At 37.0% G+C, this 24,369-nt stretch carries 22 protein-coding genes and 1 riboswitch; of the genes, 16 read left to right on the plus strand and 6 right to left on the minus strand.

The window, feature by feature from the left end:
* Window positions 1-9: 9 nt before the first annotated feature.
* The 3 genes from KHA94_RS10520 (at window position 10) to KHA94_RS10530 (ending at window position 1,935) form a co-directional block, all read left to right on the plus strand.
* The gene (locus KHA94_RS10520; RefSeq protein WP_213102046.1) at window positions 10-645 is read left to right on the plus strand and encodes a hypothetical protein; all 636 of its coding nucleotides are present in this window, start codon (window positions 10-12) and stop codon (window positions 643-645) included.
* Between the two features lie 39 nt (window positions 646-684).
* The gene (locus tag KHA94_RS10525; RefSeq protein WP_213102047.1) at window positions 685-1,278 is read left to right on the plus strand and encodes a hypothetical protein; all 594 of its coding nucleotides are present in this window, start codon (window positions 685-687) and stop codon (window positions 1,276-1,278) included.
* Window positions 1,279-1,428: 150 nt separating this feature from the next.
* Entirely contained in the window at window positions 1,429-1,935 is a 507-nt protein-coding gene (locus KHA94_RS10530) for a DedA family protein (RefSeq protein ID WP_213102048.1), read from the plus strand.
* Between the two features lie 70 nt (window positions 1,936-2,005).
* Here the strand turns inward: KHA94_RS10530 and KHA94_RS10535 are convergent, their stop codons facing one another.
* The 3 genes from KHA94_RS10535 to KHA94_RS10545 all read right to left on the minus strand — a co-directional run bounded on the left by KHA94_RS10535 (window position 2,006) and on the right by KHA94_RS10545 (window position 4,002).
* On the minus strand, window positions 2,006-2,647 hold the full coding sequence (locus KHA94_RS10535) for an SdpI family protein (protein WP_213102049.1): 642 nt from the start codon (window positions 2,645-2,647) through the stop codon (window positions 2,006-2,008).
* Entirely contained in the window at window positions 2,640-2,915 is a 276-nt protein-coding gene (locus tag KHA94_RS10540; RefSeq protein WP_213102284.1) for an autorepressor SdpR family transcription factor, read from the minus strand. The genes KHA94_RS10535 and KHA94_RS10540 overlap by 8 nt, the downstream gene beginning before the upstream one ends.
* 631 nt (window positions 2,916-3,546) lie before the next feature.
* Entirely contained in the window at window positions 3,547-4,002 is a 456-nt protein-coding gene (locus KHA94_RS10545; RefSeq protein WP_213102050.1) for an SRPBCC family protein, read from the minus strand.
* Window positions 4,003-4,555: 553 nt separating this feature from the next.
* Here KHA94_RS10545 and KHA94_RS10550 point away from each other — a divergent pair.
* Window positions 4,556-5,926, plus strand: coding sequence for an amino acid permease (locus KHA94_RS10550; protein WP_213102051.1), 1,371 nt, complete (start codon window positions 4,556-4,558; stop codon window positions 5,924-5,926).
* Window positions 5,927-6,084: 158 nt separating this feature from the next.
* On the opposite strand, the gene KHA94_RS10555 is transcribed toward KHA94_RS10550, so the two are convergent.
* Window positions 6,085-6,906 carry an aminoglycoside adenylyltransferase domain-containing protein gene (locus tag KHA94_RS10555; RefSeq protein WP_213102052.1) on the minus strand — a complete coding sequence of 274 codons (822 nt, stop codon included), beginning with the start codon at window positions 6,904-6,906 and terminating at the stop codon, window positions 6,085-6,087.
* A 202-nt stretch (window positions 6,907-7,108) separates the two neighbouring features.
* On the opposite strand from KHA94_RS10555, the gene KHA94_RS10560 reads away from it, so the two are divergent.
* The 3 genes from KHA94_RS10560 to KHA94_RS10570 are packed head-to-tail and all read left to right on the plus strand — an operon-like array spanning window position 7,109 to window position 11,161.
* Window positions 7,109-7,594 carry a MarR family winged helix-turn-helix transcriptional regulator gene (locus KHA94_RS10560; protein WP_213102053.1) on the plus strand — a complete coding sequence of 162 codons (486 nt, stop codon included), beginning with the start codon at window positions 7,109-7,111 and terminating at the stop codon, window positions 7,592-7,594.
* Window positions 7,587-9,311, plus strand: coding sequence for an ABC transporter ATP-binding protein (locus KHA94_RS10565; RefSeq protein ID WP_213102054.1), 1,725 nt, complete (start codon window positions 7,587-7,589; stop codon window positions 9,309-9,311). Before KHA94_RS10560 ends, KHA94_RS10565 begins: the two co-directional genes overlap by 8 nt.
* A complete protein-coding gene (locus KHA94_RS10570) occupies window positions 9,308-11,161 on the plus strand; it encodes an ABC transporter ATP-binding protein (RefSeq protein WP_213102055.1) in 1,854 nt (617 codons plus the stop codon). The genes KHA94_RS10565 and KHA94_RS10570 overlap by 4 nt, the downstream gene beginning before the upstream one ends.
* A gap of 120 nt (window positions 11,162-11,281) precedes the next feature.
* Here the strand turns inward: KHA94_RS10570 and KHA94_RS10575 are convergent, their stop codons facing one another.
* Window positions 11,282-12,133, minus strand: a complete 852-nt coding sequence (locus tag KHA94_RS10575; RefSeq protein WP_213102056.1) for a bifunctional 5,10-methylenetetrahydrofolate dehydrogenase/5,10-methenyltetrahydrofolate cyclohydrolase — start codon at window positions 12,131-12,133, stop codon at window positions 11,282-11,284.
* A gap of 46 nt (window positions 12,134-12,179) precedes the next feature.
* Window positions 12,180-12,263: riboswitch (ZMP/ZTP riboswitch) on the minus strand.
* Window positions 12,264-12,754: 491 nt separating this feature from the next.
* Here KHA94_RS10575 and KHA94_RS10580 point away from each other — a divergent pair.
* Together KHA94_RS10580 and KHA94_RS10585 are read left to right on the plus strand one after the other, a co-directional pair.
* Complete coding sequence (locus tag KHA94_RS10580) at window positions 12,755-13,075, plus strand: PadR family transcriptional regulator (RefSeq protein WP_249365427.1); 321 nt, start codon at window positions 12,755-12,757, stop codon at window positions 13,073-13,075.
* A gap of 174 nt (window positions 13,076-13,249) precedes the next feature.
* A complete protein-coding gene (locus tag KHA94_RS10585) occupies window positions 13,250-13,861 on the plus strand; it encodes a DedA family protein (RefSeq protein WP_213102058.1) in 612 nt (203 codons plus the stop codon).
* Window positions 13,862-14,185: 324 nt separating this feature from the next.
* On the opposite strand, the gene KHA94_RS10590 is transcribed toward KHA94_RS10585, so the two are convergent.
* Window positions 14,186-15,139 carry a DMT family transporter gene (locus tag KHA94_RS10590; protein WP_213102059.1) on the minus strand — a complete coding sequence of 318 codons (954 nt, stop codon included), beginning with the start codon at window positions 15,137-15,139 and terminating at the stop codon, window positions 14,186-14,188.
* Between the two features lie 359 nt (window positions 15,140-15,498).
* On the opposite strand from KHA94_RS10590, the gene KHA94_RS10595 reads away from it, so the two are divergent.
* From KHA94_RS10595 to liaG, 7 genes are all read left to right on the plus strand, one after another.
* Window positions 15,499-15,966 (plus strand): MarR family winged helix-turn-helix transcriptional regulator, encoded by a 468-nt coding sequence (locus KHA94_RS10595; protein ID WP_213102060.1) that lies wholly within the window; start codon window positions 15,499-15,501, stop codon window positions 15,964-15,966.
* Window positions 15,963-19,091: an MMPL family transporter gene (locus KHA94_RS10600; RefSeq protein WP_213102061.1), complete on the plus strand. Its 3,129-nt coding sequence runs from the start codon at window positions 15,963-15,965 to the stop codon at window positions 19,089-19,091. The genes KHA94_RS10595 and KHA94_RS10600 overlap by 4 nt, the downstream gene beginning before the upstream one ends.
* 213 nt (window positions 19,092-19,304) lie before the next feature.
* On the plus strand, window positions 19,305-20,387 hold the full coding sequence (locus KHA94_RS10605; RefSeq protein ID WP_213102062.1) for a Fe(3+) ABC transporter substrate-binding protein: 1,083 nt from the start codon (window positions 19,305-19,307) through the stop codon (window positions 20,385-20,387).
* Window position 20,388: 1 nt separating this feature from the next.
* Window positions 20,389-22,032, plus strand: coding sequence for an ABC transporter permease (locus tag KHA94_RS10610; protein WP_213102063.1), 1,644 nt, complete (start codon window positions 20,389-20,391; stop codon window positions 22,030-22,032).
* Complete coding sequence (locus KHA94_RS10615; RefSeq protein ID WP_213102064.1) at window positions 22,029-22,715, plus strand: ABC transporter ATP-binding protein; 687 nt, start codon at window positions 22,029-22,031, stop codon at window positions 22,713-22,715. Before KHA94_RS10610 ends, KHA94_RS10615 begins: the two co-directional genes overlap by 4 nt.
* A gap of 197 nt (window positions 22,716-22,912) precedes the next feature.
* Window positions 22,913-23,041 carry a hypothetical protein gene (locus KHA94_RS26270; RefSeq protein ID WP_275950883.1) on the plus strand — a complete coding sequence of 43 codons (129 nt, stop codon included), beginning with the start codon at window positions 22,913-22,915 and terminating at the stop codon, window positions 23,039-23,041.
* Window positions 23,042-23,309: 268 nt separating this feature from the next.
* Complete coding sequence (liaG, locus tag KHA94_RS10620; RefSeq protein WP_213102065.1) at window positions 23,310-24,167, plus strand: LiaG family protein; 858 nt, start codon at window positions 23,310-23,312, stop codon at window positions 24,165-24,167.
* Window positions 24,168-24,369: the final 202 nt, after the last annotated feature.

Below are 24,369 nucleotides of genomic sequence, written 5' to 3' on the forward strand. Positions count from 1 at the left end.
GGACATAGTATGAAGAAATTTGATACTGGTTTTGCTTTAGCAGGAAGTGTGATGAGTATAATCTTTATTATGCTTACCAATTATTTAACAAGTCCCAATTACCCTTGGTTTATTTATCCTTCCGTAAGCTTGCTGCTGTGGCCGATTGGCGTTTACTGTGCGAAGAAAAAGAAACACAAGCTATTTTCCGTTCTCTGCTGCATGCTCATTATTGTGTTTCTCATTGCTGAAAACCTAATAGAATCACCGAACTACCCATGGTCTTTATATGCAATATATCCAATTATCTGGTGGCCGATTCTTGTTTCGTTAGGGAAGAAAAAGGCAGGTACAATGACGGTTGCTTGGATTGGAAGCTTGAGTATTATTCTTTATTATTCAATCCTGAATGTGACCTTATCACCAGGCTATCCATGGGCGATATATCCAGCATTTGTGCTGTTATGGTGGCCGCTAACATTATATCATGCACAAAAAAAGACATACTTTGAATATTCTATCCATGCCAGCCTTTTAGTTATCTTGTTTTTTATCATTGTGAATATTGTATCCACACCAAATATCATTTGGGCCGTTTATCCGATTTTTTGTGTGCTATGGTGGCCATTGAGTATGTATTACTTTGTTTACAAAAGGAGAACGTAAAAAGCTATGAAGCACAATAAACTTTGGCGGTGCAGTTAAATGGGGGACAAAAAGATTTATCTTATTTTCACAGATACTGGAACACTATTTACGAAACTAATAAAATTATATACGAAAAAGGCTATGAATCATGTGTCGATATCCTTTGATGATCAATTAAATGAAATATTCAGTTTCGGACGAAAAAAACGATATAATCCTTTTATCGGAGGGTTTGTAAGGGAGAAAATAGCGGCTGGTCTATTTAAAAAGGCAAAATGTGAAATATACAGCATTGCCATTTCGGAATCGGAATATGAACAAATGCAGGTTAAGGTTAGACAAATAGAGGCAAAGAAAGATTTTTATAAATACAATTTACTAGGGATTTTTGCTATTATTCTAAATTATAATCTTAAAAGAGAAAATGCTTATTTTTGCTCTCAATTTGTTGCAACGATTTTAAATGAAAAAAAAGAATTACTTTGTAAATCACCGAGTCTCTGTACACCGCAGGACTTAATGGGAATATATGGTCTTCAATTCATTTATAAAGGTGATATTATTTTATTTCCACTTCATGCTAACAAAGAAATAGATTCAGAATTAACTTTTTCGAATTATTTTATGTGTAATACAGTTGATTTTAGCTAAGTATCAAGCATATAAATTATTGAGCAAGAAGTTCATCTCCGCCTTATGGCGGATTTTTTTTTCTTAGATTTTCTTTAGAATGATCCTCGTAAGCATCTAAGATATTTCCTTTAGTATTACTTTACATCAGGGTGAAGGTGGGAATGAGGAATGCTAAGTGAAACAATTATTCAACTGGTGGATCAGTATGGATATTTAATTTTTTTTCTTGCCTTCTGCTTAGGTCCTTTTGGGATACCGGTTCCAAACGAAATTACAATTCTAACTGGGGGAGTATTGGCGAATGAGGGTGTTTTGAATCCTTGGATAATCTATTTTTCCATTCTTACAGGTTTATTAACAGCTGTAACGATTGGTTATATACTTGGCAAGATGTTTAGTCAACGAATTCTTTTGAGATTAAAAGGGAAAAAAACTCATCGTCATTTTATAAAGGCTGAAAAGTTATTTAATAAATACGGTAATCTTGCGATTTGTATTGGTTTTTTTATTCCGATCGTCCGCTATCTAGTTCCTGTTGCTGCTGGAATAAGTGGGGTGAAATACAAGGTATTTGCCCTTCTTTCATACTCCACTGCAATAATATGGACATCTGCATTTTTTGGTCTAGGGATAACAGTTGGCGATCAAATTACCCAGATACAGTTTTTTTATTGAATATGATTAGGGTCAGTTCCTTACTTTTCTATAGGAGTAGGAACTGACCCATTTTTTCTATTCTTGGATGTTAAAAGGGTTTATTTGAGGGGTTTATATAATGTTTTTTATAGATTTGGTAAGAACCGAGAAGAAGTATAGCAATTAATAAACCTAAAATCGTTAGAAAAATAATGAGTAATGATTTTACAGGAAAAAACACACATGGAAGCATTAACAAACCTCCAATGAAAAGTCCTTTTGCTACAAAATGTCTAACTTTATTCCAAAGGTCATTGTGGGCATTTATTAAAGGAATAGCGGTATGATCATTAGCCTTATATCTTTGAATCTCGTTTCCTGTTACGATTAAGGATAACCCTACACTTAATGGTACAAGCGGTAACATATTAAAGTTAAGCTCCAATCCATTTACGATGATCCCTGAATACACAACAGATAGCAAAAGGATAATGATCAAAAAAATTCCTTCGATACCCTTTTGAAACCGTTGGTATTTAGACTGAATAATGCGTGATACAAAGAGCATTGTTAAATAAACAGTGAATATGCCTATACCAAAAGAAATCATTACGCTAAATTTCGATGAATAACTGCTAGGTTCACCGTAATTAGCAAATGCATTTGGAATTTGATCAGGCAACATTGGATAAATCAAAAAGCTTGAGATAACAAACCCTACCAATAGAATGGCGCCTAAAAATTTACTCATTTCCTGTTCCTCCTTGATTTTGGAATTGTAAAACCCACTTCATTAAATCTTGAAAGACCGTTGTGTTTAATGAGTAATAGATAAATTGGCCTTTCCGTTCATCCCATATTAACTCAGCTTGCTTCAATAAATTTAAATGACGTGAAATACTTGGCTTTGTCATATTAAAATGTTCAGCAATTTCTCCTGCGGTTAAATCCTCTTCTTTTAAAAGATCTAAGATCTTTCGTCGAGTTGGATCAGACAATGCTTTAAATGTGTAATTCAATGTCATAAGGATTACCACCTACTTTATTATTAGATATTTAGCTATTTAGCTAAATATATAATTTATTTTATTTTCTAATAACAAGTTTGTCAAGTAATTGTTTGAATTATTTTAAAAGTTGTTCTATTCGTGTGAAAAAGTATCTCAGCAGTTATCGAAAAATTCGCTCCTGCGGGGTCTCCCTTTGACTCGCTTTTCCCGCAGGACATTGAATAAGCTTCCTAGAATAATCACCGCACGAAGGAAATGCGTTAGCATTTTCGAGGAGTCTCGCGCCTGCAGCGAAAATCAACAACAAAATAGCATTATCAACACTAAGCTTTAACATAGCCTAATAAAAAAGGAGTATCCTCCAATATGTAGATATAAGAAGTTAAAAAACACCGCCAAAGTCCTAAGGTGGTGTTTTCAAATAGAAATGAAGCTTATTCTAGTTAATGTTATTTTGTTCTTAGCTTTTTGCAAGTTTATCGCAGATTAACGGGCAGTAAGATCCCCACTACAAGGTTGCGAGAGAATCAAAGAAACCTAAGTGGGGGATGAAAGCCGACTAAGAACGCCACATCCTGTGGCAACGTCGGCACTAGCACATCCTGTGCGTCGAAAAACCCCCACTGATTAAAGTTTCACTTTATATTGAAATGGGGGGCAGGGTGTTTCCTGTTTCGAGAAGACTTTTCAAGTTGCTTAGAATGGCTGGCCACCCATTGTTAAATCCTTCGAAGGTATCGTTCTTATCCACCAAGTCGGAAGGTAATAGATTTTCATGCTTTAGCGTCAATTTTACAGTCGAATCCATTGGTTTCAATTCAAAAGTAACCTGTGACGGATGCTCACGAGGGGTTTTATCAAACACATAATTCCATGTAAAGGAAAGTATCCGTTGTGGCTCGCACTTTAGGATGTTTCCATGATCAGTGACCTGTCCATTCCTCGAATACGTAATGCTTGAGCCTTCTTTCCAATCGGATTGAATAGAGCTGCCGAAGAAGTATTTTTCAGTAAAATCACTGCTTGTCAAAGCCTCCCACAGCTTTTCGGGTGTCGTTGCGATATAAGTAACATAAACAAACACAGTTTCAGTCATTTTTTTCCTCCTTAAGTAGTCATGATACTAGCAATTATACCTATTATTTACGTAATTTAGGATTTTGCTCATAAAGTTTATGTATAAAATGGCTTTAGCCCCTTTGTTTTTTAACCTCCTGGTGTGTTAAGAGAAGAACATATGAGGAAGATTGTTCGTTGATTCTATCGTACTTGAATCAATAAAATCAAGCTCATTTTCGAGGTGTTCACTATTAATACCGTTTATTCAGGACGCTAAAGTTATTGGAATAATAGGAGTTTTTTGGTATATAAGTTTTCTAGTTTATGGCAGCCAGAATACCTATTTTGATTAAGCAAATGCTTATTGTAAAGCCTTATTCATGCAACAAGCAATCAGCAGAGGATGAGAAAACAACGGATAGCAGTTTCACTTTATACTTTCATTCGGGACCTAGTACTTCCCTCTTATTGTCGAATTTACAGATAATATGGTAAAATCCAATTATGTAGTCAATTTAAAATTGTTATATTATTGCGTCTCTTGCTGAAAATTGTAGACAAACTAGAAAAACAGAGAGTGGTGAATCATCATGAAGCAGCAAGAATTGTCAAGAGGTCTAAAAAACAGACATGTACAACTAATCGCTATTGGCGGTGCAATCGGAACGGGTCTATTTCTTGGAGCAGGAAAGTCGATTCATTTAGCAGGTCCGTCGATTTTATTTGCTTACATGATTACAGGTGTAATTTGCTTTTTAATCATGCGTTCACTCGGAGAACTGCTCCTATCCAATTTAAATTATCATTCTTTTGTTGACTTCGTAAGAGACTATTTAGGCAACATGGCAGCATTTATCACTGGCTGGACCTACTGGTTTTGCTGGATTTCAATCGCAATGGCTGACTTAACAGCTGTTGGTCTCTATACCCAGTTTTGGCTTCCGGATGTACCACAGTGGATGCCAGGATTAATTGTACTGGTCATTTTGCTATTTATGAACCTTGCAACCGTAAAACTTTTTGGGGAAATGGAGTTCTGGTTCGCATTAATTAAAGTCATCGCGATTCTAGCACTTATTGTAATCGGCATTTTCATGATTATTAAAGGGTTTTCCACTAATTCGGGCGCATCAAGTTTCACGAATCTATGGAGCCACGGCGGCATGTTTCCGAATGGCATAGATGGATTTATCCTTTCATTCCAGATGGTTGTGTTTGCGTTTGTTGGTATTGAACTGGTCGGACTAACAGCAGGTGAAACAGAAGACCCAGAAAGAGTTATTCCAAAAGCTATCAATAATATTCCCATTCGAATTTTAATTTTCTATATCGGTTCACTTATTGTTATTATGAGTATTTATCCGTGGAACGCCGTTAACCCAATGGAAAGTCCATTTGTACAAGTATTCGTGGCAGTTGGTATTGCTGCAGCTGCTGGTATCGTCAATTTTGTTGTACTAACATCCGCAGCTTCGGCATGTAACAGTGCTATCTTCAGTACAAGCCGGATGCTATATTCACTTGCAAAAGATAAAGATGCACCTATACCAATGACAAAACTTACTTCACGTAAAGTCCCTTCCAATGCATTGTTCTTTTCAACGGTTGTCATTCTAATTGCTGTTGTTTTGAACTATATAATGCCTGAAGGAGTATTTACTCTGATTACAAGTGTTTCTACAGTATGTTTCATTTTTATTTGGGGAATTACAGTTATTTGCCATTTGAAATACCGAAAAACTAGACCTGATCTAGCGAAGGTGAATAAATTTAAAATGCCACTTTATCCATTTTCGAATTACCTGATTCTTATTTTTCTTGCCTTTATTCTTGTCGTACTTGCACTTGCGGAGGATACTCGAGTTGCCTTATTCATAACACCTGTTTGGTTTATTATGCTGATTGCGATTTATAAAATGCGAATAGCCAAGGCCAATCGGTTAGAGGAAGCGGAAAATTAAGAAGTAACGGAAAATAATCCATATCCATGTATTTTTTAATCAAGAGGCTGTCTCATAAGTCGTAATTTCGGCTTAGAGACACCTCTTTTGTTCTTACTTCAGACTATTCATAAATGGGAGTGATTTATCATACAACAAAAATCTTACGAATAGAAGTTTTACTTAATATTTGCATCTAGGAATAGCTTGTTGCTCTCTTGAATAATAAAGTCCATATATAGTAGAGCGTCATTTCTTCTTTCGATTCTAGATGTATAATACGACTGGGTAATTCCTTTACGCAGCCGCATTGATTCATTAATAATTTTATGCCACCTTGGAGGCACTGTTCTTAATGCATATTCTCCGGCTCCAACTTTTGAAATAATATCATTTTCTAGAAAAGTATAAAAAAGACGTGTAATACCGAGAACTCCCCACTCAATCATACTTAAACTAAAGAATAGGCCTGCGTAATGAATGGAAGGAAATTTTCCACAGTTGTCTCTCCAATTTTTCCAATAAGTATTAAGGTTTTCATGCATCCCACTAAGCAGTTCTTCCCAATTTACCGTGTAATTTAAAGTCTCAGCATCTCTTCCTTTGAGGGCAATTCCATATTTTTTTAGTTGAAAAGCATCAATAGAATTTTTGTTGAATTTCGTATGACCTTGAAATTTCCCTTCCCTAAATTCAAGGCATGAATTCTCATTTTTTAGTGACTCTAAATCACTTTGCATGACATAAATCCCATCCAAGCTCGTTCTTAGATATCTTTTCTGAATTTGTTTATGAACTTCTTTTAATGCTGCGATATCTGTATTGGTTAGTTTCCTTTGTAAAACTGCTATAAAATCAACATCACTTAAACCATCTAAAAATGCTCCCAGTGAGATGGAACCGTATACATAATAGGATTCAAGAATATTCGGCAGCTTTGAGTCTAGTAAACCGAAGTAAGAATCTATGACTAGTTTAATATTGCTTGAAATCTTACTCATTTTCCCTCCTGGATTTCAAAAGTATTTGATCAACCATATTTACCACACCTTTTATGAGGTCTTTTCCTGACATTATTTGTAAACAAACAATAAACACTATTTATTTATTGACTATATTAAAAAATAGGAGTAAATTTAAAACACTAGTTTTTTTAATTGTTCATTTTAGAACTGTTTTGTTTTGAACGGAGTGATATAAATTATGGAAATTGAAAATCAAGCATTCTTACGTTCGTCGGAGCTATTCCGTACATTGTGGCGTGTGAATTTGAGCATGAGGCGAATCGTGCAGAAGTCAGCAGCGGACAATAACCTTTCAGTCCCTCAATACGCGGTATTAATGACATTAACGCCGCGTAAGGAAATGACTCAAAAGCAGCTCGGAACGGTCATGCAATTTCCAAAGAGCACATTAAGCCAGGCAGTGGATGGACTTGTTCAAGCGGGATTGATTAATCGTCACCCAGTTAAAGAGAACAGGAGAGAAATGCAGCTAATTGTTAGTGAAAAAGGAAAAATGCTTTATGAAACAATCAAGCGCAAGGAAGGCAGCATACACCATGCCTTTGAATCTGCCATTGATACACTGTCTGTTAAGCAATATGATGAATTACTTTGTTCACTTCGACAAATTGCCTCATTTTTAGAAAATGAATCTGAAGAGAATGGAGAAAGCAAACATGATTAAACTTTTAAAGAATCTTTCATTGTATAAGTGGATTGTATTAGCTGTATTTGGACTTGTTTTTGTACAGTCCATGGCAGATTTATTTTTGCCAACCTTGATGTCAGATATTATTGACAAGGGAGTAGTAACAGGAGATAAATCATATATTTGGAAAATTGGCGGTTTCATGCTTTTAGTTGCTGCAATAGGGGCATGTGCATCGGTTGCTGCAAGCTATTATTCTTCTAAAGCGGCGATGGGGCTGGGAAAAGATATCCGCCGGAAGGTTTTTACACATGTGGAGAATTTTTCTCTCCAGGATTTTGATAAGGTCGGAACAGCCTCACTCATTACAAGAACAACGAATGATATCACCCAAATACAGCAAGTCGTAATCATGATGCTTCGTTTCGTTGTTAGTGCTCCGATTATGTTTATTGGTGGAGTGATGATGGCCGTTTCGAAGGATGAAAAGCTATCATTAATCATTGTAGCAACAATACCAATATTGGTTGGCTCAATCTTTCTCATTATGAAAAAAGGCATGCCTCTTTTTAAAATAGTTCAAAAACGACTTGATCAATTAAACCTTGTTTTACGTGAAAACTTAACAGGTATTCGTGTGATTCGTGCTTTTAATCGAGAGAAACAAGAAAAAGATCGGCTGCAGAAGGCCAATAAGGATTTAACAGATGTATCGATCAAAGTCAATAAAGTCATAGCATTTATGATGCCGATTATGATGCTCGTCATGAATTTAACAATCGTTGCTGTCATTTGGTTTGGCGGTATTCGCATTGATAATGGCGGGATGGAGATAGGGGATTTGATGGCTTTCATTCAATACGTGATGCAAATTATGTTTGCTCTTGTCATGGCATCGATGATGTTTGTTATGATTCCACGTGCTGCTGTTTCGGCAAACAGAATTAATGAAGTGCTTGAAATGAAGCCTAAAACCTCTAAAGAGGGAACGGATAAAGCAGACCGAAGTCGCGGTACGCTTGAATTTGAGCATGTTACCTTTCATTATCCGGGAGCGGAAGAACCTGCCTTATCTGATATAAGTTTTCAAGCTGGATCAGGAGAAGTAACTGCGATTATTGGCGGAACTGGCGCTGGGAAGTCAACCCTTGTGAATTTAGTACCTCGTTTTTATAATATTTCAAGCGGTGTGATTCGCGTAAACGGAATCAATGTACTTGACGCTTCTAAAGAGGAAATTCGTTCGAAAATTGGCTTTGTTCCACAAAAGGCATTGCTTTTTACAGGGACAATTGCTGATAATATTCGTTTTGGGAAGGAAGATGCAACTCAGGACGAAATCGAGCATGCAGCACGAATAGCGCAAGCCGAAGATTTCATTAGCAAAATGGAGAATGGCTATGATTCTATCATTTCACAAGGTGGTTCAAATGTTTCAGGAGGACAAAAACAGCGCTTATCGATTGCAAGAGCTCTCGTTAGAAAACCGGATATTTACATTTTTGATGACAGTTTTTCAGCTCTTGATTATAAAACAGATGCAAAATTACGTGCAGCATTAAAGGATGAAACGAAGGAATCAACGGTTTTGCTTGTTGCACAACGGGTCAGCACTGTTATCGAAGCAGATCGAATCATTGTGTTAGATAAAGGGGAAATTGCCGGAATCGGTACGCACACAGAGCTGCTTGAAAACAATGCAGTCTACCGTGAAATTGTTGAATCCCAGCTCTCAGAGGAGGAAATTGCATGAGTAAGCATAAGAAATCGCACTCTCATGGCGGAGGGCCAATGGGACATGGAAATATGATGATAGCTGGTCAGAAGGCGAAAGACTTTAAAGGAACTTTACGTCGTCTGCTCAGATATTTGAAACCGCGCCGTAATCAGTTAATAGCTGTGTTTTTTGCGGCTATTATGAGTACTGTTTTTATGATTGCAGGACCGAAGATCATGGGGAATGCGCTGACTGAACTTTTTGAAGGTGCATACGGAATGTACAAGGAAGTACCTGGCGCAGGAATTAACTTTGATGCAATTGGCAGATTGTTACTACTTTTAGCAGGCTTATATGTTACAAGTAGCATCTTTAGTTATATTCAGCAGTACATCATGGCTGGTGTAGCCCAAAAGACGGTCTATACTATAAGGGAAGATGTAAATGGAAAGCTTGAAAAACTGCCGCTAAAATATTTTGATGGTCGTCCAAATGGGGAAATATTAAGCCGTGTGACAAATGATATTGATACAATTGGCAGTACACTTCAGCAAAGTATGACTCAGTTTATTACATCGATTGTAACGATCGTAGGAATTATCATCATGATGCTCACCATCAGTCCGATATTAACGCTGATTTCAATTGTCACACTTCCGCTTTCAATTTTTGTGATTAGGCCATTTTTGAAAAAGTCACAAAAACACTTTGCTAATCAACAGCGAACACTTGGGGAATTAAATGGACATATTGAAGAAATGTATACCGGTCACCAAGTTGTGAAAGCGTTTGGTCATGAGAAAAAGGCCATTGCTGAATTTGATAAAGTGAATGAAGAGTTATATGATGCAGGCCGTAAGGCTCAATTTATTTCGGGTATTATCATGCCGATGATGTCTTTTGTTGGTAATTTAGGCTATGTTTTAATTTGTATTGTCGGCGGTATTTTAGTTACTAATCGAGCAATTTCTATTGGTGATATTCAAGCGTTTATTACGTATTCGCGTCAATTTACACAGCCGATAGCACAAACAGCAAATATTGCGAACATCATTCAGGCTACTATCGCTGCAGCAGAGCGGGTTTTCGAACTGCTAGATGAAGAGGAAGAAGTTCAAGAAGCAAATTCCGTTACTTTACAGCGTTCAAAAGGTGCAGTTGCATTTGAGCATGTCGATTTCGGGTATGGAGATGAATTATTAATAGAAGATATGAATATTAAAGTTCTCCCTGGACAGACAGTCGCTATTGTTGGGCCAACTGGAGCCGGAAAAACGACGCTCATTAATCTATTAATGCGGTTTTATGAAATAAATGGTGGGAAAATCACGATTGATGGATACGACACACGTGATATGTCTCGTGAAGATCTTCGCTCTACCTTTGGAATGGTGCTTCAAGACACATGGCTCTTTAATGGAACAATTAAGGAAAACTTAGCTTATGGCAAAAAAGGTGCGACGGACGAAGAAGTTTTCTTAGCTGCAAAGACAGCACGAGCAGATCATTTTATTCGAACGCTTCCAGATGGATATGATACTGTCCTAAATGAGGAAGCATCCAATATTTCTCAGGGACAAAAGCAACTGTTGACTATAGCTCGGGCAGTACTTGCTGATCCTCCAATTATGATCCTTGATGAAGCAACCTCAAGTGTCGATACACGAACAGAGGTACTTATTCAACAAGCAATGAACAGATTAATGGAAGGAAGAACAAGCTTTGTTATTGCCCATCGCCTCTCAACAATTCGGGATGCTGATTTAATCTTAGTCATGGATCAAGGGAAAGTAATTGAGCAAGGTACACATGAAGAGCTTTTAGAGGAAAATGGCTTCTATGCTGAGCTTTATAACAGCCAATTTGCAAAGAAAGTGGCTGGATAAGTATTAGAAGCTTGATTCCATAACGGAGTCAAACTCTCTTTTTGAAAAAACTAGCTTTACAAGAGCATTTTTAAAATGTAAGAGCCGAGCGATGAAATAAGCTCGGCTCAAATCTTAATATTAAAGAGACGGGATATTCATTGGGTTTTCTGCTGCATCGACCGTATGTTTTAATAACATAGATATCGTTACTGGGCCAACCCCACCAGGAACAGGAGTAATAGCACTAGCATTTTCATAACATGCCTCATAATCAACGTCACCGATATTTCCTTTGTTATAACCTGCATCTAGGACAGCTGCTCCTTTTTTTATCCAATCACCTTGAATAAAATTAGGTTTTCCTACAGCTGCTACGACAATATCAGCCTGTTTTACGATTTCTGGTAAATTTGTAGTGTGTGAATGACAAGTAGTGACTGTTGCATTTTCATTTAAAAGTAAAGCTGATACAGGCTTGCCTAAAATAGGGCTTCTCCCGATAACAACGGCATGTTTCCCATCAATATGAATATTATAATGTTTTATGATTTCCATGATAGCTGCAGGAGTACAGGAAGGATATGTTCCAAAACCAAAAGCGGTTTGTCCATAACCTGTGCTAGTCACTCCATCCACATCTTTCTTTATATCAATAGTTTCAAAAGCTTTGCGCTCATCAATATGTGAAGGAACTGGATGTTGAAGCAGAATCCCGTGAACGGATGGATCCAGATTTAATTTTTCAATGGTCTCTAATAGTTCCTTTGTTTCGGTTTCTTTTGGGAGATGAATACGCAAGGATTGAATTCCAATTCTTCCACATGCATTGCCTTTCATTTTCACATAAGTTTCTGAAGATGGATCATTCCCTACTAAAATAGTAGCAAGACATGGAGTAATTCCTTTTGACTTTAAATTAGTTACTCGTTCTTTCAATGAATCTGTTATTTTTTTTGCAACAAGCTTCCCATCTAGAATAATCTTTTCCATATTAATACCTCCTAAAAAAATAAAAGAGATAGGGATATATTATCCCTATCTCTGCCCAGACGACCCGACTATATAAAATGCAGTTTCCATGTGGTTATTTCCACTATTGTCGTCAGTTACTGCATTTCCTAAGTTGTTGGCTTGAGCATATCACACATAAAATAAAAGTTCAATATGAAAAGAATAGGCTCAAAAACTTTCACACAAGTGAAAACTCTATTATAATCAAATTCTAAATCATCGTTTATCCCGCATTAACGGACAGTAAGCCCCCCACCTCAAGATTGAGAGAGAAGCGAGGAAGATAGGTGGGGGACAACTGCCCGTAAAAGCCCGTAAAATGAACACAGACTAAAAGGCGCCACATCGAGTGGCAACGTCTGCGTGACCCACTTCCTGTGGGCCGCAACTAACCATCAGTGGGGGATGAAGGCCGACTAAGAACGCCACGTCCTGTGGCAACGTCGGCACTAGCACGTCCTGTGCGTCGAAAAACCCCCACTGATGGAAGTTTCACTTTATGTATGAAACTATTAATACTTCATTAGTACCTTGTTCATTTAAGTAATTTAATTTATCATTGCAATTGCTTAATTATTATAAGTAATAATGCTGGAGGTCATGATTTTGAACAAAGAGATGTTAAAAGGGACGATTGACCTTCTTATTCTTTCCATTCTTAAGGAAAAAGAAAATTATGGATATGAAATATCAAAGGCGATAAAGATAAGAACAGAAGGAACATTTGAAATTCAGGAAGCTACCCTATATTTATCACTGAAACGATTAGAGAAACAACAAGCGATATCTTCCTCCTGGGGAAATGAAAGTCATGGAGGCCGGCGTAAATACTATACGGTTACAGAAGATGGCTTGAAACTGTTGCAAAGATCCATACTAGACTGGAAAAAAACAGTAGATATGGTTGCTAGGTTTATTTAAGGAGATAATAAAATTAGAAACTCTCGAGGGAAATGTTCAGCTGAACGATTTAAAATACAGCTAGCTATAAATTAGAGCTTCTAATTTATTCAGAAGACTGTGTTGATGATATAATAATGCAGTAAAGAACGAAAGAGAAAGCTTCAAAATAGACTTTTAATAGGAGCATATATAATGGAAATCTGGATTACAGATATAATGAACGAATTCGGATATATAGGAATTATGCTATTAATCGCTTTAGAAAATATCTTTCCGCCCATTCCCTCTGAGGTTATTCTAACTTTTGGAGGCTTTATGACGACGACAACAGATTTAAGTGTAATGGGGGTCGTTGTATTTTCAACCATTGGTTCTGTTGGAGGAGCGGTTATTCTTTACGGCATTGGCCGACTCATTGATGTGGAAAGAATGGAGAGAATCATTGATAAATGGGGTCATATTCTTCGATTAACTAAAAAAGACATTCATAAGGCAGAAGATTGGTTTAATAAATATGGCGTTTGGACTGTTTTTTTCTGCCGATTAGTTCCTTTAATTAGAAGTCTAATCTCGATCCCTGCTGGAATGTCACATATGAATATATGGTTATTCCTGATTTTCACAACACTCGGAACAACGATTTGGAATGTGATTCTTGTGAATATTGGCGCAGTAGTTGGGGCTTCGTGGGAAGATATTGTTAAATACATGGATATTTATTCAAATGTTGTCTATATCATTTTGGCACTCCTGTTCATTTTATTTATTGTTTTATTTGTTAAAAAAAGGGTAGCACGTAAATAGCGGAAATTGGACAGCCCCAGAAAAGGGAGACTGTCTTTTTTTTGTATAGGAAATTATAATTTGCGCTATCTGTTGATAACTCGAGATATAGTTTATCTACGTTCAGCTCCAGCGCCTACCTCCTCGAGGTCACAAGCCAATCCTCCCAGAAAGGTAAAGAACACCTTTCCGTGAGGCTCGTGTGCTTGTCGGAGGTGAGCAAGGCGCTTGCGCATTTGTTCCTATTTCCTTGGGCGATATACAAAATAAGCCACCCCTTTGACAGGTAATAAAATATGCCAAGACAGCAATTGGTCTCGGCAATGTAAGGAAGAGAAATCCGTATTAATTCACTTTTTGATTAACTTGCTCATTTACTTGTATTTTGTTCTTTTCTTTTCTAATGGAAAGGATGCCGATTGTACTTAAAATACATATCGTTCCTAACCATTCAGCATAACCGAAAGTGACATGAAGCCATACAATGGCTAAAAATGCCGCTGTCAGTGGTTCAGCACAAGCTAGTAAACTAGTGTCAGATGCACTAATATATTTAAGACTTTCTAAATAGCAATAGAAAGCAATAATTGTTCCAAATACAATGATGAATAGGACGGCAAAGAAAGTAGGAAGGGACCACTGACCTTCGAACAACCATGGAGGATGAATAAAGCTAAAACTTATTCCGCCTATTAACATACCCCATCCAACCACAATGGTTGATCCCCATTTTACGAGCAGCTGGAGAGGATGAAGTGTATAAAATGCTAATGCGACCGCTGAAGTAAGACCCCAAAATAATGCTAAGCCTGATATAGAGAGTGTGTGGATACTTCCTTGGGTAACAAGCAAGAAAGTGCCTGAAACGGCCAAAACTAATGCCAAACCCTCCATCAAAGTTGGTAACCGTTTTGCACGAAATGCTGAATAGCACATGATAAGGACTGGAGCCAAGTATTGCAGTACGGTAGCAGTTGCTGCATTTCCGTGCTTAATAGCAGCAAAAAATGTATATTGGACAGCTAACATCCCAAGGATTCCGAAGATGATAATATGAACTCTATCATGCTTATTTTTCCAAATTCCCCAAACTTTATGTTTCTCATTTTTATAGGCAATTCCTAATAACAGAATACCTGCCACCAATAACCGGATGACTACTAACCACTCTGGGCTGAATCCTTGCTGAAAAAGGTACTGTGCTACAGTTCCTGAAACTCCCCAAAAAATCGCTCCGGCAAGTACTAGAGAAATTCCTTTTTTTCTTGAATTTGATTGAACAACACTACTAGAACTCATCATATATCCCCGCAATCTAGCAATTGGTCATATTACCTTACAGTTGTGACCAATTAGTTATAGATTAATAAACATTTCTGTTAAAAATTAGTTTGAATTTTTAGAAGTATACAGTTAGTTACATATTAAGTCAATAAGAACTGACAGTACATAAAGTGAAACTTCCATCAGTGGGGGTCTTACTGCCCGTTAATCTGCGATAAAAAAACATACCTGTAATCCGTTTGATAAAGCTACCCACTATTCAATCATATTTATTGACAACAAAGGATTTGTGCAATAAAGTTAAACACGTTAATAGTTAAACGATTTAATAATTAAATAGTAGAATTATTTTAGTTGGAGGTGAATAGACATAAATGTCAGATACAGTGATTCAAGAATTAATCGATCGATATATTGAGTTATCTTTTTCTGTTCATCGAAGAGGGGAGGCTCTAGTTAAGTGCCAAATTGGCAGTGATCTTACGAATGATCAGCATTACACGTTGCGTTATATAAGTAAGGCGGGCTCTTGTACCTCGACAGAATTAGCAGAAGAATTCGATGTACAAAAAAGTGCCATTACTGCGATCATCAATCGATTATGGGAAAAGGGTTTAATAAAGCGGACTCGTGATGAGAATGATCGAAGGGTTGTATATTTGACTTTAACAGATAAGGGAAATGAACTGTTTTATCAAGCAGAAGAACGGATTTATAGGCTTGTTGAAACATTTATTACGAAATTTGATCAAAGTGAAATAAAGCAATTTATTGAAACATATGAAAAGTTAAATCAAGTATTAAAAGAGAGTAAAGAATTATGGTGGGGGAATAGGGCATGAATTTTATCATAAAAAACAAATGGTTTGTCATAATTGCCTGGATTGCCATTGTAGTTGGACTTTTTTTGACGGCTCCCAATATGCAAGATCTTGTTCGTGAAAAGGGTCAAATTACTGTTCCTGATGAATATTCATCTAGATTAGCCGGAAATATTATGGACGATGTTCGCAAGCAGGAAGGCGGCGGGAATGAGACCCAGATTGCTCTTGTTTTTCATAATGATAAAAAACTGACTCAAGAGGATATAAATGAAGCGGAAAGAGCGATTCAGATTCTTAAAGATAAAGAGAAGGAGCTAGGAATAACTGAAATTCTTACTCATTTTAATGAAGAGGGCCTTAAGGATCAACTTGTTTCAAAGGATGGCAAGGCTATTTTAACATCTGTTACTGTCAGCTGGAATGACAGGGAACCTAAAGAATTAAGCGATGCTATGTACAAAGCACTTGATGATATTAAAGTAGATCACTATTTTACAAGTGAATGGCTTATTAATGAGGACTTAATGACTAGCTCTGAGGAAGGGCTGAAGAAGACAGAAGGGATTACAGTTGTTTTCATTCTTGTTGTTTTATTACTAGTATTTAGATCGGTTGTTTCCCCAATTATTCCTTTATTGACAGTCGGATTTTCGTATTTAGCATCCCAGTCCATCGTAGCGTTTTTAGTAGATAAGTGGGACTTTCCTCTATCAAACTATACACAGATTTTCTTAGTTGCCGTATTATTCGGTATCGGAACAGACTATTGTATTTTGTTGCTCAGCCGATATAAAGAAGAACTTTCACAAAGAGAGAGTATATCAGAAGCCATTGTTGAGACATACCGCAATGCTGGGCGCACAGTATTTTTTAGCGGAATCGCTGTTATGATTGGATTTGCTGCGATCGGATTTTCGCAATTTATTCTTTATCAATCTGCAGCAGCCGTTGCCATTGGGGTGGCTGTTCTATTGCTTGCGTTATTTACAATTGTTCCATTTTTTATGGCTATGTTAGGAAATAAAATTTTCTGGCCTTCAAAAAACAAGGCGGAGCATGGTGAAAGCAAGCTTTGGGGCATAGTTGGAAGATTTTCATTGGCTCGTCCGTTCATTGCTTTACTTATCGTTGCTGCAGTATGTGTGCCTTTTCTTGTTACATATGACGGAGAGTTATCCTATAATTCCTTGGACGAAATTAGCGGAGATGTTAATTCTATAAAAGCCTTCAATGCCATTGCTGATAGCTTTGGTCCTGGGGAATCGATGCCAACTCAGATCGTATTGAAAAACGATGAAAGGATGGATTCCACTGAGTACATTGGTTTGGCAGAAAAAATTAGCAAAGAATTAGAAAAAGTAGATTTGGTTGATACGGTACGTTCTGTTACAAGACCTACTGGGGAGCCGATCGAGGATTTCTTCATTGCAAAGCAAGCTGAGACTCTTGAAGAAGGCTTAGGTGAAGGGAAGGAAGGGTTAGATAAAATTAGTGAAGGCTTAAATGAAGCCGGAAGTGAATTATCGAAGTCTGAGCCAAAATTAAAAGAAGCAACAAATGGCATCAATGACTTGATTTCAGGAACAAACGAAATCCAGTCAGGACTAAAAGAAATTCAAACGAATCTTTCAAAAATTGAAAATGGAATCCGCCAGGGCTCTGCAGGATCTGATCAGGTTAAGGCAGGTCTTAATAAATCAAAAGCAGGCGCAGAAGAATTATTAACAGTTTATCAACAGCTTCATGGCGGCTATAAAGAATTACAGGGAAATTTGAACACACTAACAACCAATTATCAAAAAATTGGTGAGGGATTAACTGGATTATCTAATGGGATTGCACAAGCAAATGGAGCCATGTATGGTTATTTAGAGAATACCTATACAGGCTTAGCTGAGGACCAGCAATATCAAGCGATGAAACAAACAGTCATTGGTTTGCAGCAACAATTAAGCGGCTTATCTGCAAATGTTAATGAACTTAATGCAGGTCTAGCAAAAATTAATAGTGGAATGGCAGGAGCTAACACAGGCTTTGAAAAAGCAATTGCAGGTCAAAATGAGCTTGCAGGAGGTCTGCAGCAATTACTTGCAGGTATAGAAGCGCAGCAAAAGGGGTTAAACCAATTAGCGGATGGCCAGGGACAAATTGTCAATAATGTTCCAAAGCTTACAAACGGCCTAAGCAGCATCAATGAAGGCCAAAAGCAGCTTCTTTCAGGCTTTGGTGATTTAGGAGGCCAAATTAATCAATTAACAGAAGGGCTCAGTCAAAGTACAGAAGGGTTGAATCAAGTTTCTGAAGGTCTAGGGTCTGCGCAGGATTATTTGTCTGGATTATCTAGCTCAGAAAATATGGACGGCTATTATTTGCCTAAAGAAGTTTTAGAAAGTGAAGAGTTTGCTCGCGTAATTGATGTTTATATGTCAGAGGATCGAAAGGTCATGACAATGGATGTGATCTTTGAGGCAAACCCATATTCAAATAAAGCCATTAATCAAGTAGACGAAATTAAAGAAGCTGTAAAGAGAGCGACAAAAAATACGAAGCTTGAAAATGCAGTTGTTGCAGTTGGCGGAGTCACTAGTACGAATGCGGACTTAAGCAAAATGTCGGATCAAGATTATTCGCGTACAGTTGTCTTCATGTTAATTGGCATATCGATTATTTTAGTCTTTTTATTCAGATCTATTATTATGCCGATCTATATTATTGGTTCATTAATCTTAACCTACTTTACATCAATGGCGATAAATGAAGCGATCTATGTAAATATTTTAGGATATTCTGGCATTAGCTGGGCAGTTCCGTTTTTCGGATTTGTTATCCTTGTCGCATTGGGAGTAGACTATAGTATTTTCTTAATGGATCGCTTTAATGAATATAAGAATCTATCTGTTGCAGAGGCGATGCTTCTTTCGATGAAGAAGATGGGGACGGTAATCATCTCAGCAGCCATTATCTTAGGTGGAACATTCGCTGCCATGATGCCATCTGGAATGCTATCATTACTGCAGATTGCTTCCATTGTGATCGTCGGTTTATTCTTATATGCCATTGTCATGCTGCCGTTGTTTATACCGGTCATGGTCAAAAACTTTGGAGAGGCAAACTGGTGGCCATTTAAAAGAGATGCAAATTAGAAATGGTAAAGCAACCCGTTTATGGGTTGCTTTATTTAGTAGGAAAAGGTACTAGGAAATACGAAATAGCCTATTTTTTACAGTTTAGTAATAGATTCAATAATTATAAATTCCTTGTTGACAAGAATATGAATGCTCAGTAGAATAAAATATGTAAGTGATAATAATTATCATTATCACAATGTGAGAAAATAAAAAAAGGTGGACATACATATGAATCTTTCAAAATTACTAAAGCCTTTCATTGTAACTACTGCACTTACAATTGGCTTAGCTGGCTGTGGAGCAAATGACAACAGCTCGGAGGAAGAAAAGCCAGCTTCAAAGCCTGAAAAAGCTGAGAGCCAAGAAGTTAACGTTTATACAGCTAGACATTACGAAGCTGACGAAGAAGTGTTTAAGAAGTTTACAGAAGAAACGGGCATTAAAGTAAATGTTGTAAAAGGTGAAGCAGAAGAACTTATTGAGCGTTTAAAACGGGAAGGTGAAAGCACACAGGCTGATTTATTTATTACTGTTGATGGCGGAGTTCTTGCAAATGCAAAGAAAAACGATATTCTTCAGCCAGTTAACTCCGATATCATAAATAAAAATGTCCCTGAGAACCTACGCGATTCAGATAATAACTGGATTGGATTATCAACAAGAGCACGTGTCATTGTTTACTCAAAAGATCGGGTGTCCCCAGATGAGCTTTCTACATATGAAGCTTTAACAGACGAGAAATGGAAAGGGAAAGTGTTGGCTCGTTCTTCAACAAGCCAATATAATCAGTCTCTTCTTGCTTCCTTCATTGAATTGAACGGAGAAGAGCAGGCTGAGCAATGGGCACAGGGAATCGTTAATAATTTTGCTCGCCAACCTGATGGCGGTGACCGTGATCAAGCAAAAGCGATTGTAGCTGGTACTGGTGATGTAGCAATTATGAACACATACTATGTTGGGCTGCTTGCGAACTCAGCGGACCCTGAAGAAAGAAAAGTGGGAGAAAGTATTGGTGTATTTTTCCCGAACCAAGAAACAAATGGAACGCATGTAAATATTAGTGGAATTGGTTTAACAAAGCATAGTAAAAATCCTGAAAACGCAACAAAACTGATTGAATATATGACAAGTGTAGAAGCACAGGAATATTTATCTGCAAATAACTATGAATTCCCAGTTAATGCAGAGGCGAAAAAACCAGAAATTCTAGAGTCTTGGGGCGATTTCAAAATGCAAGAATTGGATTTTGATACTTTAGGAGAGCATAATCAAGAGGCGATTGCAATCTTTAATAAAACAGGCTGGAAGTAAAATGAGAACAAACCTAAAACGTTTCTTACAAAAGGATTTTAATAGCTGGTGGATGATCAGTATTATTGGGGCGGCAGTTATTTTGCTGCCCATTCTGTTCATCTTCTTTTCCTTATTTCAGGAGCCGAATGAAAATTGGTTTCAAATTCGCGAGTATTTACTAAAAACATATGTAGCAAACACGGTAATCCTTGTATTATTAACAGGGATTTTTACTGCGATTTTAGGGGTCTCACTTGCGTGGCTTGTTGCTGCTTATGATTTTCCGCTCAAACGATTTTTTCGCTGGGGACTATTATTGCCGCTTGCGATTCCTCCGTATATTGCGGCATACACTTACAAAACGATGTTTAGTTATACAGGGGTCATCCAAACGACGCTGCGTAATCAATTTAATTATCAAATCGATCCTGAAATCCTTTCGATTTCATCATTGCGCGGAGCCATTTTCATCTTTACGTTTTTTCTTTTTCCATATGTCTATATCATGACGAAAGCTTTCCTCGAAAGCCAAAGCTCATCTTTTTTCGAAAATGCGAGACTGTTAGGCAGGAAGCCAATTTCCATTTTTGTAAAGGTTGTGCTGCCGCTTTCAAGGCCAGCTATTGTTGCTGGGGCAGTATTGGTCATATATGAAGTGCTGAGTGATTATGGTGTGACAAGCTATTTTGGTATTCACACCATTTCAACCGCTATTTTTCAAACCTGGTTCGGCATGTATGATATTGATTCTGCTATGAGGCTAGCGGCATGGCTAATGGTTATTATTTTAGGAATGTTTATCTTAGAAAGGCTGCTCAGACAAAGACGGCGCTACCATTTAAATAATAAGTCAAGGCCTCTCGTACCGATGAAGTTGAAGGGATTCAAGGCAGCAGCAGCATTTGCGTATTGCAGCATTGTGTTTCTAATCGGATTTCTTATTCCATTAATTCAGCTAATCGCTTGGGCGAAGCTGACATTTAGTAAAGTATGGGATGAAACTTTCATTACGTTATTTTTCCAAACAATATTTGTAGCAGCTATTGCCACTGTGCTGATTCTTTTTCTATCTGTTGTGGTTGCTAATGTATGTCGTAGACACACGACGGGTTCATATATTTTAGCCAAATTAACGACAACAGGTTATTCGATTCCTGGGGCGATTATTGCGATTGGTGTTCTTGCCATGTTCATCACACTTGATAAATGGCTTGCTCCCCTATATTCTTATATTGGATTGGGCGATGCTCCGCTAATCTTAAGCTTATCATTGGTAATGCTTATTGTTGGCTACGTCATTCGCTTTATGGCTACAGGATTTAATGCAGTCGAAGTTGGTTATGAAAAAATTGGGACGAAATTTTCAGAAGCGTCAAGGCTCCTTGGGTTTGGAATGACGAAAACTTTTTTTAAAGTGGACCTCCCTTTAATTAAAGGTGCATTAGTAAGTGGCTTCATTTTAACATTTGTTGAAATTTGCAAAGAGTTGCCTTTAGCATTACTTTTAAGACCTTTTAATTTTGATACGCTGGCAACAAAGACTCATCAGTATGCAAAAGATGAACTAATACATGAAGCCTCTATCTCATCCTTAATGATTATTGGAATTAGTATTTTGTCTGTTGTCGTGTTTCAAATGATTGATAAGAAGGTGCAACGATGAAAGTAGTTGAAATTCAAAATCTTACTTTTTCCTATTCCCGATCGGCGTCACCAACAATTGACGATTTTTCTTTCTCGATGAATACAGGAGAAATCGTTGGTGTATTAGGGCAGAGCGGAAGTGGAAAAAGCACATTACTGCGTTTAATTTCTGGTTTGGAAATGCCAAAAAAAGGATCCATTACGATTGCTGGCAAACCAGTTGTAAACGATCGATTATTTGTTCAGCCAGAGGATAGAGGGGTAGGCATGGTTTTTCAGGATTATGCCTTATTTCCACATATGACAGTGAAGGAGAACATCCTTTTTGGGTTATCACGAATGGCCAAGAAGGATCGGAAGCCGCGTGTAAAAGAGATGCTTGAGCTTGTACAAATGGAGGACTTTGGTGACCGCTATCCTCACGAGTTAAGCGGAGGACAGCAGCAAAGGGTTGCTCTAGCAAGAGCACTTGCACCAAAGCCGAAAGTATTATTAATGGATGAGCCATTCAGTAATTTAGATGCTGACCTAAAAGAATCAATTCGGGAAGATCTGCTTTTAATCTTAAAAAAAGCGAATATGACCTGTATGATTGTGACACATGACCGCAATGATGTTGAGGCCATTTGTAACTATAGCATCACCATGTGCCCGCTCATTGCCGAACAGGGGGCAGCAGGAGAAAAATTTCAAACACTTTAATTGATATATTTAACGAACTTGCTTATAGGCAAGTTCGTTTTTTTGATAATAAAGGTGGCCATTGTCTATGAGTAAAATAGGAAAACTATCTTCTATGACATCACATATAAATAAGCATATGCTGGCAAAATATAGACTGAAACCTGTACAAAGGTTTTACTATATGAAACATTAAAAAAAACGAAGGGAGCTCCAAAATGACGAAAAAATTTAATAAAGGAAGCAAGAACCAAAACTCACCAAGAGAAAATCAGTCAGATAACGTAAGCGGAGATAATAGTAAAGGAAATAAGCGGAACAAGGATCGAAGCAATAAAATAGAGTAATAAAATGAAGCTTCCCATTACAATGGAGGGAAGCTTTATTTAAATTAATTCTATTTGTTGAAATATCTATTATTGATGGGAAGAATGATCGTTCTTGCTCAATCGGATTTTGAAATCGTGAAAATATATTTATTAGACCATAAAATTTTTTTCAGATCCAATTAAGTCTTAGGTCTTAGAAAGAATTAATTCTACAGATCAATGTTTTTTGGCTAATTATTCCTGTAAAATAAAGGTACGATGAAATGAAAGAAAGCAGGGATACCCGTTGAAAAGAATTTTATTCATTTTTTTAGTTTTAGTAGGTCTTTATATTTTGATGACTTCGAATGTAACGAGTTTATTAACCTTTGGAAAAAGTGACAGTGAAGTGAAAGTAACCAACAATATTGATTTACTAGAGGTTAATGTTTCAGCAGCTAATGCAAACATCATCCCAGAAAAAAGAAATAATGTAAAAGCAGAGCTTAATGGAAAAGGAAATTTGTCCATAGATAAAAGTGGAGACACTATTATTGTTGAATATAAGCAGAGCTGGCTTAAAGGCTTTCAATTTTTCAACAAAGCACCGGAGTTGAATATTTATATTCCGGAAGATTATAATCGCAGCATAGATATTGATATTGGGTCTGGCTATTTAACCTTTTCAGGAACCTCTAAAAAACAACCAATCGAGCTAGAAGAATTGACGATTAACATGAGTTCAGGAAAGGTTGATTTAAAAAACATTAAAACAGAAGAATTTAATCATGAAGGATCTTCCGGAGTGATTGATGTCGATAATCTTAATACTGGTACAGGATCGATTGATATGAGCTCAGGAATAATAAAAATCAGAAATTATCAAGGCAAGCTTGATGCAGAAGTTTCCTCCGGTCTTTTAGATGTTCAAATGGATCAGCTAACAGATAGTTTAGATCTTAAGGCTAGTTCAGGGCAGATTAAGCTTAACCTTCCGGATCATGCAGACTTTACTTTAAACGGAAAAAAAACAAGCGGCTTTATCGATTGTGAATTTCCTCTTAAAAATAAAATAACAGAGAAAAACAAAATTACAGGTGTGTACGGCACTGGAGAACATGTTGTTGATGTCTCTATTTCTAGCGGACTAGTTAAGGTTTATTAAAATTGGCGAAAACACCGTATTGCAAGGTGTCAACAAAGAACAAAAACAAATTCTCTAAAATATCGGAAAGAATCATAAAACCTAGTGAAATTATCCTTTTACCAGTCACATAGCATTAATTATTCAAATGCTTTGGATCAGAAAGCTTTCCATGAAAGATTCGGATAGCAGTCTACTATACCTAATTATTCTTGGCGCAGTC

This window comes from Cytobacillus citreus (genome assembly GCF_018343665.1).
Lineage (GTDB): Bacteria > Bacillota > Bacilli > Bacillales > Cytobacillaceae > Cytobacillus > Cytobacillus citreus.